Annotated in this window: 12 protein-coding genes and 1 riboswitch; of the genes, 6 read left to right on the top strand and 6 right to left on the bottom strand. The window is 59.7% G+C overall.

The window, feature by feature from the left end:
- Positions 1 to 31 precede the first annotated feature (31 nt).
- Both AACY42_RS27490 and AACY42_RS28870 read right to left on the bottom strand, forming a co-directional pair.
- The gene (locus tag AACY42_RS27490; protein WP_339483624.1) at positions 32 to 340 is read right to left on the bottom strand and encodes a hypothetical protein; all 309 of its coding nucleotides are present in this window, start codon (positions 338 to 340) and stop codon (positions 32 to 34) included.
- Between the two features lie 111 nt (positions 341 to 451).
- Positions 452 to 871, bottom strand: coding sequence for a toxin-activating lysine-acyltransferase (locus AACY42_RS28870; RefSeq protein ID WP_445261577.1), 420 nt, complete (start codon positions 869 to 871; stop codon positions 452 to 454).
- Positions 872 to 1121: 250 nt separating this feature from the next.
- Positions 1122 to 1339, top strand: a riboswitch (cobalamin riboswitch).
- A 100-nt stretch (positions 1340 to 1439) separates the two neighbouring features.
- On the opposite strand from AACY42_RS28870, the gene AACY42_RS27495 reads away from it, so the two are divergent.
- From AACY42_RS27495 to cobM, 4 genes are all read left to right on the top strand, one after another.
- On the top strand, positions 1440 to 1628 hold the full coding sequence (locus AACY42_RS27495; protein WP_339483626.1) for a CbtB domain-containing protein: 189 nt from the start codon (positions 1440 to 1442) through the stop codon (positions 1626 to 1628).
- An 11-nt stretch (positions 1629 to 1639) separates the two neighbouring features.
- Positions 1640 to 2335, top strand: coding sequence for a CbtA family protein (locus AACY42_RS27500; protein WP_339483628.1), 696 nt, complete (start codon positions 1640 to 1642; stop codon positions 2333 to 2335).
- A complete protein-coding gene (locus tag AACY42_RS27505) occupies positions 2332 to 2736 on the top strand; it encodes a cobalamin biosynthesis protein (protein WP_339483630.1) in 405 nt (134 codons plus the stop codon). The genes AACY42_RS27500 and AACY42_RS27505 overlap by 4 nt, the downstream gene beginning before the upstream one ends.
- Before the next feature lie 77 nt (positions 2737 to 2813).
- Positions 2814 to 3560, top strand: a complete 747-nt coding sequence (gene cobM / locus AACY42_RS27510; protein WP_053187130.1) for a precorrin-4 C(11)-methyltransferase — start codon at positions 2814 to 2816, stop codon at positions 3558 to 3560.
- A gap of 170 nt (positions 3561 to 3730) precedes the next feature.
- On the opposite strand, the gene nfuA is transcribed toward cobM, so the two are convergent.
- Complete coding sequence (nfuA, locus tag AACY42_RS27515; RefSeq protein WP_003182850.1) at positions 3731 to 4315, bottom strand: Fe-S biogenesis protein NfuA; 585 nt, start codon at positions 4313 to 4315, stop codon at positions 3731 to 3733.
- A 115-nt stretch (positions 4316 to 4430) separates the two neighbouring features.
- Positions 4431 to 6722 carry a fatty acid cis/trans isomerase gene (locus AACY42_RS27520; RefSeq protein ID WP_339483634.1) on the bottom strand — a complete coding sequence of 764 codons (2292 nt, stop codon included), beginning with the start codon at positions 6720 to 6722 and terminating at the stop codon, positions 4431 to 4433.
- A 155-nt stretch (positions 6723 to 6877) separates the two neighbouring features.
- On the opposite strand from AACY42_RS27520, the gene metH reads away from it, so the two are divergent.
- Positions 6878 to 10588, top strand: a complete 3711-nt coding sequence (metH, locus tag AACY42_RS27525) for a methionine synthase (protein ID WP_339483635.1) — start codon at positions 6878 to 6880, stop codon at positions 10586 to 10588.
- A gap of 98 nt (positions 10589 to 10686) precedes the next feature.
- Here the strand turns inward: metH and AACY42_RS27530 are convergent, their stop codons facing one another.
- Both AACY42_RS27530 and AACY42_RS27535 read right to left on the bottom strand, forming a co-directional pair.
- The gene (locus AACY42_RS27530) at positions 10687 to 11940 is read right to left on the bottom strand and encodes a hypothetical protein (RefSeq protein ID WP_339483636.1); all 1254 of its coding nucleotides are present in this window, start codon (positions 11938 to 11940) and stop codon (positions 10687 to 10689) included.
- Between the two features lie 34 nt (positions 11941 to 11974).
- A complete protein-coding gene (locus AACY42_RS27535; protein WP_339483637.1) occupies positions 11975 to 12160 on the bottom strand; it encodes a hypothetical protein in 186 nt (61 codons plus the stop codon).
- A gap of 163 nt (positions 12161 to 12323) precedes the next feature.
- Here AACY42_RS27535 and AACY42_RS27540 point away from each other — a divergent pair, with 163 nt between their 5' ends.
- The gene (locus tag AACY42_RS27540) at positions 12324 to 13415 is read left to right on the top strand and encodes an IS630 family transposase (RefSeq protein ID WP_339483639.1); all 1092 of its coding nucleotides are present in this window, start codon (positions 12324 to 12326) and stop codon (positions 13413 to 13415) included.
- Positions 13416 to 13556: the final 141 nt, after the last annotated feature.

Genomic DNA, 13556 nt, shown 5'->3' on the forward strand with positions numbered 1-13556 from the left:
GAGTACGAGGTCAGCAGCCTCGCGTTTGAATTCAGCAGAAAAGGAACGGCGTTGTTTGGTCATGAGACACCTCTATCTGGCGAGCATTCTCGCCTAAATGGGTGTCCGGATTCATTAAACCACTACACCCGGCTGCTTGTGCGGTGGTAGCGGGCGTAAAAAATCCAGTTACCGCGCCACCCACCATGGCCGCCCCCGCTCCTGTCCACGTGGCCGGCGAACCGCTTCCTGCCTGGGTTCCAACATACCCCGCCCCCGCTGCAGCAGCGCCAGCGACTGCCCCCAATGGACCTACAGCCCCACTGATCATCTCGATTTCAGCCAACGTCAAATCACGCATTTCCATATCTCCTTTCGGTCAATAAAGCGGTTCCAGTAAATTAGCTTACCGCCACCGCCAGCAAATCTTTAAAAAGCGCCAACCAAACAACCTTAATTGCCCCTTGAAAATCTAAAAGTCCCGCAATTTCATTGAACAGCTCTTTAAACGTCCGCAACGTGCGACATAGGGACGTTTGCGAGCCCAGTAAACCCTATCAACACCCTCCCCTCGGAAAATCTCCTTCATCTTCCCTATAGCCTCTCTTGCACCCCCGACAGGAAAACAAAAATCAATAATCCAAGTTCTACCCCCTTCGTTCCACTCCGAAGGGTGAAGCAAAAACTCTGGATCCGAGAGCAAGCGCTCCTCGGAATCAGGCGCCAGATACGCCCAAGTCACATACCCCCTGGGCAGCCCAACACGATCAAAGAAAAACACTATCTGCCTATGATCAATTGCAGGCGACAACCAGAAATCCAATGTCAGCATCCGAAAGGTGGAATACCGCCTACACATAAACATGACCATGCTTGCGAACCCAAAAAACATTGCCTTCTCTCAGTTATCGAACAGCGGCATTCAATCCGCAGATCAAATTTCATCTTCACCTAGACACCTCCTAACTGCGCCTCGCTAATTTCAAACACCTTCAAAAACAGGGTCATGACTGAGTCACCTGACTAACATCACCGCTTTGACTTGAAATGAATTAAATATCACTGAATGCTGGATGAATACCCTACATGTGTAGGGGTAGGCGGCACCTCGCCAATTGACGCCCCGCCCCCGCCCATGCTCTCCTGTGCGCCTAGTCATGGGTGCCCTTCACAGGGTGAAACGGGAAACCGGTGAATCGTGTGCTTTACTCCAAAGCCACGTCAGTCCGGTGCTGCCCCCGCAACGGTAAGCGAGCGAAGCGTCTGAACCACTGTGCTCCAGGGCATGGGAAGGTGACGCTTGCAGGCCAGGTTCTGGCCCCTCGCGAGCCCGGAGACCGGCCCATGACTCATGCATCAACAAACCCGCGGTGGGCGGGCGCTGTTCGAACCTTGGCGGGCTTTCGCCCGGGGTCTCATCGCGCTCGAATGCCCACTGAACAAGAACAGAGGGAAGCGCCATGTCGACCATCAGCAGCACCGCCCGCACCGCCAGCAGCACCACCACCCTGAGCCAACGCCTGAGCACCGCGATCCTGGCTTCGATCCTGGGCGCAGGGCTGGTCTATTTCGCCGGTTTCTCCCACATCGAAGCGGTGCACAACGCTGCCCACGATACCCGCCACAGCGCCGCCTTCCCGTGCCATTGAGAACTGACGACATGATCAAGCGTATCGCGCAAACCGCTGGTTTCAGCGGCTTGCTGGCCGCCCTGCTGCTGACCCTGCTGCAAAGTTTCTGGGTATCGCCGCTGATTCTCCAGGCGGAAACCTTCGAGAAGGCCCCGGCGACCGAGGTCCATGAACACGCCGCCGGGGCGGCTCATACCCATGATGCCGAGGCCTGGGAGCCGGAAGACGGCTGGCAGCGCGTGCTGTCCACCACGGGCGGCAACCTGGTGGTCGCCGTGGGGTTTGCCCTGATGCTCGCGGGCCTGTACACCTTGCGTGCACCGACTCGGACCTCCCAGGGCCTGCTCTGGGGCCTGGCCGGTTATGCCACGTTCGTCTTGGCGCCGACGCTGGGCCTTCCCCCCGAATTGCCTGGCACCGCAGCGGCCGACCTGGCCCAACGGCAGATGTGGTGGATCGGCACCGCGGCGTCCACGGCGGTGGGCATTGCCCTGATCGCCTTCGGCCGGCATTGGCTGCTCAAGGTGCTGGGCGTGGCGACGTTGCTGGTGCCCCACGTCATCGGTGCGCCGCAGCCCGAAGTCCACTCGATGCTGGCGCCCGAAGCCCTGGAGAGTCAGTTCAAGATCGCCTCGCAACTGACCAACGTCGCGTTCTGGCTGGCCCTGGGCCTGATCAGCGCCTGGCTGTTTCGCCGTGACGGTCAAGCCCACCACGACGCATGAGCGCCGAGCCGATCCTAGTGATTGGCCTGGGCTGCCAGCGGGGTTGCCCGGCCAGCACGCTGCGGGCCTTGCTCGACCAGACGCTGCTGGTCCACGGCATCGAACTTCATCGGGTACGAGCCCTGGCCAGTATCGATCTCAAGCGTGACGAGCCCGGGCTGCTGGAACTGGCCGGGCAACTGGCCCTGCCGCTGACCTGCTTCAGTGTCGAACAGTTGGCCGGCTACGCGCAGCGGCTCAGTCACCGCTCCGAGATCGCCTTCGAGCGCACCGGTTGCTACGGCATCGCCGAAAGCGCCGCCCTGGCCTTGGCCGACCGGTTGGGCACGCCGCCCGCGACGCTGTTGATTACTCGCCAAAAAGGCCCCAAGAGCACGCTGGCATTGGCGGTCGTGGCATAAATCCCGATAATCGGCGCCCAGGATCATGAGCGATCTTCATCTGGGCGACGCTCACCCACCTTGCACAGGAGCCGGTCATGACCGTGTACTTCATCGGCGCCGGCCCCGGCGACCCGGACCTCATCACCGTCAAAGGCCAACGACTGATCCGCCATTGCGCGGTAATCATCTACGCCGGTTCCCTGGTGCCAACCGCCGTCCTCGAAGGCCATTGCGCCGAACAGGTGATCAACAGCGCCGAGTTGCATCTGGAACAGATTATCGAATTGATCAAGAGTGCCCATCTCAAGGGCCAGGACGTGGCCCGGGTGCATTCCGGCGACCCGAGCCTGTACGGCGCCATTGGCGAGCAGATTCGCTGCCTGCGGGAACTGGACATCCCTTTCGAAATCATCCCGGGGGTGACCGCGACCTCCGCCTGCGCCGCCCTACTGGGCGCCGAATTGACCTTGCCGGACATTTCCCAGAGCCTGATCCTCACCCGTTACGCCGACAAAAGCCCGATGCCCGCTGGGGAAGAACTGGGCAGCCTGGCACAGCATGGGGCGACCATGGCGATTCACCTGGGGGTCAATCATCTGGAAAAAATCGTCGACGAACTGCGGCCCCACTATGGCGCCGATTGCCCGATTGCCGTGATCCACCGGGCGACCTGGCCGGACCAGGATTGGGTGATGGGGACGCTGGACGATATCGCAGCAAAGGTACACGCCAAGGGCTTTCGCCGCACGGCGCTGATTCTGGTGGGACGTGTACTGGGCAACGATGTGTTCAGCGAGTCTTCGCTGTACCGCGCCGGGCATGCGCATCTCTACAGGCCCTGAAGCTCAGCAAGACCCAACCTGCCCCTGCTGTAGGAGCTGCCGAGCGAAGCGAGGCTGCGATCTTTGCGCTGACACTTGGGTCTCAAGCGAAAGATCAAAAGATCAAAAGATCGCAGCCTTCGGCAGCTCCTACAGGGCGGGTGAGGTTTTGCCAAGTCCCCTCGCCACAATCAGTAGTAGGCGTTTTCTTTCTGCGTGTGGTCGGTCACGTCGCGTACGCCCTTGAGCTCCGGAATGCGCTCGAGCAAGGTGCGCTCGATGCCTTCCTTCAAGGTAACGTCAGCCTGGCCGCAGCCCTGGCAGCCGCCGCCGAACTGGAGCACGGCGATGCCGTCTTCCACCACGTCGATCAGCGAAACCTGGCCGCCGTGGCTGGCCAGCCCCGGGTTGATTTCGGTTTGCAGGTAGTAATTGATGCGCTCATTGACCGGGCTGTCGGCATTGACCATCGGCACCTTGGCGTTTGGCGCCTTGATGGTCAACTGGCCGCCCATGCGGTCGGTGGCGTAGTCGACCACCGCATCGTCCAGGAAGGCTTCGCTGAACGAGTCGATGTACGCGGTGAAGCTCTTGAGCCCCAGCGCGGTGTCTTCGGGTTTTTCTTCCCCCGGCTTGCAATAGGCAATGCACGTCTCAGCGTACTGGGTGCCGGGCTGGGTGATGAAGATGCGGATCCCGATACCTGGGGTGTTCTGCTTGGACAGCAGGTCGGCCAGGTAATCGTGGGCGGCATCGGTAATGGTAATGGCGGTCATGGAAACTCCTCGCAGGCTTGCCGGCAGTTTACGCCAATCATCGCGCCGGACAAAGTCCTAGTATTTTTGTCAGGAAAGCACCCGGCGGCACGGAGCTTGCCGCCGGAGCTGTCGATCAGAGGTTCTGGTAGCGATTCATGTCCAGCACACCGCTTTCCACGGGCTCCGTCTCCTGGATGTACTGGCTCAGGTCGTGGAAGTAGTACCAGAACTGCGGGTGACTGCGGCGAATGCCCCAGCGCTCGACAATCCGCTCGAACGCCGGAGCATCCTGGGCGCCTTGCATGGCCTCGACGAACGCCGGCACTTGCCCGGCCGCAATGTTGAAGATGAAGTTCGGATAGCTGCTGAGCACGCCGGGGTAGACCGTCAGGGTGTCCAGCCCCGGTTGGTAGCGCGCCTCCTCGCCCAGCAGGAACGCCACGTTGCTGTGGGCACGGTTGCGTAGCAGGCTGTAGACCTCACGATGACCGCTGGCGGTTTCGACGCGCAGCAGGGTTGCTTCCGGCAGTTGGTCGATCACCTTGAGCCCCGCCGCCGGGCGTGACACCAGGCGACTGAGGGCCTGTTCGGCGTTTTGCAGCGTCGGGTCGATGTTCGGGCGCGAGCAGTAGGCACCGTGGCAGCGGTTGATCGGATCGGGGCGCGCATTCAGCTCGCCATAACGGGACAGCAGTTGCCGGGTGAAATCGCCTTTGGGGTCGCGCTCATCAAGCTTGAGGGCGGTCGGCGTGTCATCGTCGATGGCCTCGTAATCGAGCCACATCTTGAATTTGCCGCCGGCCTGGTACCAGTCGTCAAGGTAGTCTTCCCGGGAGTCGGCCGGCATCAGGCGCAGGAAGTTCTGCTCTGCACCGTTGCGGATCAGGTCGAAATACAGCCGGGTCTGGGCCTGGTGGGACACGTTGCCGAATACATCGAAGTTCACCGCCAATTGGTAATAGGTGCGCTCCAGCAACGGGAAGTCGAACAGCCACATCGTCTGCGGCACTTCACCGATCAGGCCCTTTTTGACCGAGGCACTGTCGAAGTGCCGAAAAATGCTCAGCAATGCATTGTCATTCCCGGCCCACAGCGTCGACCAGCTCGGCGCCGGCTGCTCGGCATAGTTGTCGCGGCGCAAGACTTCGTAGTCGTTGCGCTTGTCCCGGTAGTCGAGCCACAGACTGACGACGCTGCCCACGTCGTCGTTCTGCCCCGGCATCGCCAGCAACGGCGTGGCGTGGCCGCGGTAGTTCGGGTCCGTGATGTACAAGTCATGTTCGGGGGCCTGGAACAGCGCCCAGAAATTGTCGCGGATCACGTCCGTGGCGATCTGGCCACGGCACACCGGCCCGCGGATGAAGGTGCGCACGAAATACTCGGCGTTATCGAGCATGAACTGGTAGCGAGCCTGGGCCGGGATCGCTTCGAAGGTGGAAAACGGGTTGGCCCGGCGCTCCGGACCGTAGCCCGGCAACGCGGAGACCTGCCATTTGCCGCTGTAGAACAGGCTCTTGATGCGCGCCATCTTCGCCGCACTCAAGCCATAGGTAATGTGGGTCTTGTGCACGATCACCCCTTGCACCGGCCACAGCCGGTAATAGATGCGGGTGCCGGGGTCATCATTCGGACGGCGGGTGTTGATCAGGTCGATCGGTTGACCGGTGGGCGTGCGCGAACGGACCCACTGGAAGAAATGCCCAGGCTCGCCGTCCTTGAAATAGATGTGCGCCAGGAACCAATGCTCGAACAACCAGCGGCCCACCAGGCTTTCCCGGGCGCCAGGGGCATTGAGCAGGTTTTCCCATTGCACCACCTGCAAGGCTTCGCCGGCGCTCGGGGCCAGGGCCTGCTGATCGATCGGAGCGCCCGTGGCCAGCCAGCGTTGCAGGGTCTGGTATTGCTGGTCGGTCAGGCCGGTGACGGCCAGGGGCATGCCTTCCTTGGGATGGGCACCTGCGTATTCGTTGAATTGATCCGGCATCGCGCAGCTGTTTTCACGATTGAGGCCCAGCACGATCTCTTCCGGCAGCTTGGCGTTGGGCTGCAACGGCGTGCGGTGGCCCAACTCCAGCATGCGCGTCATCAGGGCAGCCTGGCTGCCTTGGGCGTCAAGCACCGAATAAAAGCCCTTGCGCTGCCAGGCGCGCTGACCGGAGGCGTCATAGAACAAGCGGGTCGGATCGGCCGCCTGGCGCCGCTCGCCGTCGTACACTAGCCGCTTGCTCGCCCCCCGTGCCGCGCCTTCGCCGCTGCCCAGGTTCAACTGGCAAGCGGAGTCGTAGCAGGCATGGCAGGCCACACATTTTTCCGTGAAGATCGGCTGGATGTCGCGAGTGTAGGAGATCGTGGGAGCGGGACTCCCGGCGGCTGCGGTAAAAGATAACAGCAGTAACAGACTGCCGAATAAGACGCGGTACGGCATGTCTCGGGTCCCTAAGAGATAAGCCGCCGATTCTACCGGGCCAGCATCGCCTTGCAAACATGAGCGATATTCATGCAAAAGCCCATCATGATCAAATCCTGCGCAGGTTTGCTATCATCCCGGCCTTCGTAATGGTCTTTTTTCCAGGTAGTCCTATGACTGATCGCAGCGCTCGCCTTTATCTTCTCCAGCAGGCCCTCAAGGAACGCATCCTGATCCTCGACGGCGGCATGGGCACGATGATCCAGAGCTACAAGCTGGAAGAACAGGACTACCGCGGCAAACGCTTTGCCGACTGGCCGAGCGACGTCAAGGGCAACAACGATTTGCTGGTGCTCAGCCGTCCCGACGTGATCGGCGCCATTGAAAAAGCCTACCTGGATGCCGGCGCCGACATCCTGGAAACCAACACCTTCAACGCCACCCAGGTGTCCCAGGCCGACTACGGCATGCAGGACCTGGCCTACGAGCTGAACCTGGAAGGCGCGCGCCTGGCCCGCAAGGTGGCGGACGCCAAGACCCTGGAAACCCCGGACAAGCCGCGCTTCGTCGCCGGCGTGCTCGGCCCGACCAGCCGCACCTGCTCGCTGTCACCGGATGTGAACAACCCCGGCTACCGCAACGTGACCTTCGACGAACTGGTGGAAAATTACACCGAGGCCACCAAGGGCCTGATCGAAGGCGGCGCCGACCTGATCCTGATCGAAACCATTTTCGACACACTGAACGCCAAGGCGGCGATCTTTGCCGTGCAAGGGGTCTACGAAGAACTCGGCGTCGAACTGCCGATCATGATCTCCGGCACCATCACCGATGCCTCCGGCCGCACCCTCTCGGGCCAGACCACCGAGGCCTTCTGGAACTCCGTGGCCCACGCCAAGCCGATCTCCGTGGGCTTGAACTGCGCCCTCGGCGCCAGCGAATTGCGCCCATACCTGGAGGAGCTGTCGAACAAGGCCAGCACCCACGTATCGGCCCACCCCAACGCCGGCCTGCCCAACGAATTCGGTGAATACGACGAACTGCCAGCCGAAACGGCCAAGGTCATCGAAGAGTTCGCCCAGAGCGGCTTCCTGAACATTGTCGGCGGCTGCTGCGGCACCACCCCGGCGCACATCGAAGCCATCGCCAAAGCCGTGGCTGGCTACGCACCGCGGCCAATCCCAGAGATTCCACGGGCTTGCCGCCTGTCGGGCCTGGAACCGTTCACCATCGATCGCAGCTCCTTATTCGTCAACGTCGGCGAGCGGACCAACATCACCGGCTCCGCCAAGTTCGCCCGGCTGATCCGTGAGGACAACTACACCGAAGCCCTGGAAGTGGCCCTGCAACAGGTCGAGGCCGGTGCCCAGGTGATCGACATCAACATGGACGAGGGCATGCTCGATTCGAAAAAGGCCATGGTGACCTTCCTCAATCTGATTGCCGGCGAACCGGACATCTCCCGCGTGCCGATCATGATCGACTCCTCTAAATGGGAAGTGATCGAAGCCGGCCTCAAGTGCATCCAGGGCAAGGGCATCGTCAACTCCATCAGCATGAAGGAAGGCGTCGAGCAGTTCATCCATCACGCCAAGCTGTGCAAGCGCTACGGCGCCGCCGTGGTGGTAATGGCCTTCGACGAAGCCGGCCAGGCCGACACCGAGGCGCGCAAGAAGGAAATCTGCAAGCGCTCCTACGACATCCTGGTCAATGAAGTGGGATTCCCGCCCGAAGACATCATCTTCGACCCGAACATCTTCGCCGTCGCCACCGGCATCGAAGAGCACAACAACTATGCCGTGGACTTCATCAACGCCTGCGCCTACATCCGTGACGAACTGCCCTACGCGCTGACCTCGGGCGGGGTGTCCAACGTGTCCTTCTCGTTCCGCGGCAACAACCCGGTGCGCGAGGCGATCCACTCGGTGTTTCTGCTGTATGCGATTCGTGCGGGCCTGACGATGGGCATTGTCAACGCCGGCCAACTGGAGATCTACGACCAGATCCCGGTAGAACTGCGCGACACCGTGGAAGACGTGATCCTCAACCGCACCCCCGAAGGCACCGACGCCCTGCTGGCCATCGCAGACAAGTACAAGGGCGACGGCAGCGTCAAGGAAGCAGAAACCGAGGAATGGCGCGGCTGGGAAGTGAACAAGCGCCTGGAACATGCACTGGTCAAGGGCATCACCACCCACATCGTTGAAGACACCGAGGAATCGCGACTGTCTTTCGCCCGCCCGATCGAGGTCATCGAAGGCCCGCTGATGGCCGGCATGAACATCGTCGGCGACCTGTTTGGCGCCGGCAAAATGTTCCTGCCCCAGGTGGTCAAGTCCGCCCGCGTGATGAAGCAGGCCGTAGCCCATCTGATCCCGTTCATCGAGGCGGAAAAAGGCGACAAGCCAGAGGCCAAGGGCAAGATCCTGATGGCCACGGTCAAGGGCGACGTGCATGACATCGGCAAGAACATCGTCGGCGTAGTGCTCGGTTGCAACGGCTATGACATCGTCGACCTGGGCGTGATGGTGCCGGCGGAGAAGATCCTGCAGGTGGCCAAGGAGCAGAAGTGCGACATCATCGGCCTGTCCGGCCTGATCACCCCGTCCCTGGATGAAATGGTGCATGTGGCGCGCGAGATGCAGCGCCAGAACTTCCACCTACCGTTGATGATTGGCGGGGCCACCACTTCCAAGGCCCACACGGCGGTGAAGATCGAGCCCAAGTACAGCAACGATGCGGTGATCTACGTCACCGATGCCTCGCGCGCCGTGGGCGTGGCCACCCAGCTCCTGTCCAAGGAGCTCAAGCCGGCGTTCGTCGAGAAAACCCGCCTGGACTACATGGACGTGCGCGAGCGTACGGCCAACCGCAGCGCCCGCACCGAGCGCCTGAGCTACCCCGCCGCCGTGGCCAAGAAGCCACAGTTCGACTGGAGCAGCTACCAGCCGGTCAAGCCGACCTTCACCGGCGCCCAGGTGCTCGACAACATCGACCTGAACGTCCTGGCCGAATACATCGACTGGACACCGTTCTTCATTTCCTGGGACCTGGCCGGCAAATACCCGCGCATCCTCACCGACGAAGTGGTCGGCGAAGCGGCCACCGCGCTGTACGCCGATGCCCAGGAAATGCTGCGCAAGCTGATCGACGAGAAACTCATCAGCGCCCGCGCCGTGTTCGGCTTCTGGCCGGCCAACCAGGTGCATGACGATGACCTGGAAGTCTACGGCGACGATGGCAAGCCACTGGCCCGCCTGCATCACCTGCGCCAACAGATCATCAAGACCGACGGCAAGCCGAACTTCTCCCTGGCCGACTTCGTCGCGCCGAAGGACAGCGGGGTGACCGACTATGTCGGCGGTTTCATTACCACCGCTGGCATCGGCGCCGAGGAAGTCGCCAAGGCCTACCAGGAGGCCGGCGACGACTACAACTCGATCATGGTCAAGGCCCTGGCCGACCGACTGGCCGAAGCCTGTGCCGAATGGCTGCACCAGCAGGTGCGCAAGGAACATTGGGGTTACGCCAAGGACGAACACCTGGACAACGAGGCGCTGATCAAGGAGCAGTACACCGGCATCCGCCCTGCCCCCGGCTACCCGGCCTGCCCGGACCACACTGAAAAAGTCACCCTGTTCCGCCTGCTCGACCCCGAGGCCAGCGAACTGAAGGCCGGGCGCAGCGGTGTGTTCCTCACCGAACACTACGCCATGTTCCCGGCGGCAGCGGTCAGCGGCTGGTATTTCGCTCACCCCCAGGCGCAATACTTCGCCGTGGGCAAGATCGACAAAGACCAGGTCCAGAGCTATACCGCGCGCAAGGGCCAGGACTTGAGCGTGACTGAGCGCTGGCTGTCGCCAAACCTCGGTTACGACAACTGATATAAGGTCTTTTCAGCCCAGATAGACTGTGGCCTTCAGCAGCTATTGCATGGATAGAGACCCATCCAATAGCTGCTGAAGGCCGCGATCTCTTCAATTTATTTTTTTACAGAGATGAAAACATTAATTGGCTGCTTCCAATCAGAATTAGGTCTACGAGCCTCCAACTGCAACATCCCATTGTAATATCCCGACGGGAGCGCCATATTGTCCCGTACATCGTACTGTATTTCGAGGCCAAGCCATTGGCTAAGCGCTCCAATAAAGCGCTTGCTGTTCATATGCTCACTCCAAGCGTACTCCCCCCCCTCTTCGGTGCGGATACCCCGCAACTTCACGACTACTGCTTGACCCTGGGCGTTCAATAATGACGCATTCAACATCGTAAACTTCTCGTCTGTGCCGGGCGTCAACTGAGTAGGACCAATATTTGCATTCAGAGCAACTATCCCCCCACTGTAAAGTCGCTCAATGCCGGGGACTCGGAGATAAGTCGACACATGATCTTGCAGCCCACTGACAACAAGCATACGTAGACCTGGCAACTCCGCATTGTAGCCTGACATTCGCGCCGCATTTTCTCGCCATACACGAGCCATATCGGCGGTTTGTGCATTGCCCAATGGCAAGCCATGTGTATCCTTGACTGCCGGCGTCGAATAATAGGGAACCTTGTTACCGCAAAGGTAAGTAGAGGATTTTCCATTGCTATAGCCAAAATTATAGTTGCTCGGGTTGTTATTGCAGTGTGTGCCGCCAGCATTGTGCCCAACTTCATGTCGAAAAGCAGCAGGGGAGTTCCAAGCATTAACTGAAGTATAGCCAGACCGATAACCCCATCCACCTGCATTGCCGCCCACCGAATAGGTAGCACTCAGGTCAGTACGGTACAAAGCTCTATAAGATGCCAGCATCACCTGCCAAAGCGCCAATCCATCTTCAGTAACCTGGTAGTTCACGTCAAATATGTTAACAGCAGCAAGTCGCAAGGAAAGGTCCTCAACACGCGAGTTCCTGAGACCGAGATTGGCTGTTTCAAGTTGCGCAAAGGCATAGGCGATAGGGTCAGTATTAATTCGATTCAGAGCATCAGCACTATACGCCACCAACATGTCGATATAGCGCGGCTCGCCAGCTTTTGAACTATCCACCACAGGCGCTGAAGCCTCAGACATCTCAACGGTATCGGGAGTCATATAATCGTTGGGCGGCTCTTGGGTAAAAGAGCTTTTCCCCTGCGCATCGACCACCAACAAACCACGCTTGCCAGGCTCATCGACTATAGCGGTGATCGCACCGTCAGGCGACCTGACCATCACCAGCGAGCCTGTGTCGCCATCGCGGGTGTACAAATTACCGCTTTCTATCGTGTACCCCTGCTCACCCTTATATTGCCGAACGCTCAAAGCGTGCACTGCCGATCGCATCGGCATATACGCTGGCAGACGTCGCTTGGAGCGAATCTTCGGGGCTATCGGTTGCAGCGCTGACCAGTGCGGGCAGCGCAAGTACCAACGTCAGCGCTGTCAGGCCGGAGCGCCCAGCCGTAGAGAATGGATTTCCAGTATTCATGGCGTATTTCCTAGCGAAGACAGGAACCATAAGACTGATCCCATTAAAGCGGGACGACTACTGTCAGATATGACAGTAGCTAGTGGCCTGAGCGGCTAATTCATTTATTTATATGTCGGTCAGGAATATACTAAGCGCTCAATATCATGGCTTGGTTATGCGCATGGCTCGACCGACTTCCCCCTTCGCTTTAACGCCTTCTGATCGCGCTATCCTGCAAGGCTGGTTGCGTATGAGTACGCTGGAACAGAGCCTCACCCTGCGTGCACGTATCCTGCTTCTACTGGCGGATGGATTGACGCCCAAGGTCATCAGCGAACAGTTGCAGGTCACGCCGCCGACAGTGTTCAAGTGGCGAAAACGCTATCTGGAGGCGGGCGTCGAGGGCTTGAGCGACCTGCCACGTAGTGGTCAGCCGCTCAAACTCGGGGCTGAAAAAGTCAGCGAGATCCTCACACTGACTACCCGGCGAGTACCCAAGGAGGCGACTCACTGGAGTGTTCGCCTGATGGCCAAATATGCGCGGGTCACCACCTGGCAGGTGCGTCAGGTCTGGGCTGCTTCCGATCTCAAACCCCATCGTCTGAAGACCTTTAAAATCAGCAACGATCCCCATTTCGCCGACAAGGTGGTCGACGTGGTCGGGCTTTATCTGAATCCACCAGACAACGCCCTGGTGCTGTCTGTGGACGAGAAAACTCAGATTCAGGCCTTGGATCGCACCCAGCCAATGTTGCCTCTGCGCCCCGGACAGATCGAGCGTCGGACGCATGATTACAAGCGCCACGGAACAGCCAGTCTGTACGCGGCATTCGACATCATGACCGGCCAAGTCATCGGGCGGATCACGCAACGCCATCGCGCCAAGGAATTCCTGGCCTTTCTGCACCAGATTGATCGCAGCACACCACCGGCGCTGGATCTGCATGTCATCCTGGATAACAGTTCGACCCACAAAACGGCTGCAATCAAGCAGTGGCTGGAAAAACGTCCGCGTTTCAAATTGCACTTCACACCGACCAGTGCGTCCTGGTTGAACGCTGTAGAAGGCTGGTTTGCACAACTGGAAAGGCGAGCGCTGTACCGGGGTGCCTTCACCAGCGTTGCCGACTTGAAGACAACTATCCGCCAGTTCATCGAGGCTCACAATGAGTTCTCAGCCAAGCCGTTCAAGTGGAATAAAACAGCTGAAGCCATTATCAGTTCGGTACACAAGGCGAAACTGAGCGTGATAAAAAATAAATTAATGAATTAGTCGCTCAGGCCCTTTAGGGATGGTCTGAAATAGCCGGATGTTTTCCGGCTATCGAGCCGTCAGTACTTTTCAAAAAACGACCCGCGTCGAAATTTGATCCATTTTCTTCATTTTTCAGCCCTTCCGGGCGCAGCAAGGCGC

The organism is Pseudomonas sp. RL_5y_Pfl2_73 (assembly GCF_963970515.1).
Classification (GTDB): Bacteria; Pseudomonadota; Gammaproteobacteria; order Pseudomonadales; family Pseudomonadaceae; genus Aquipseudomonas.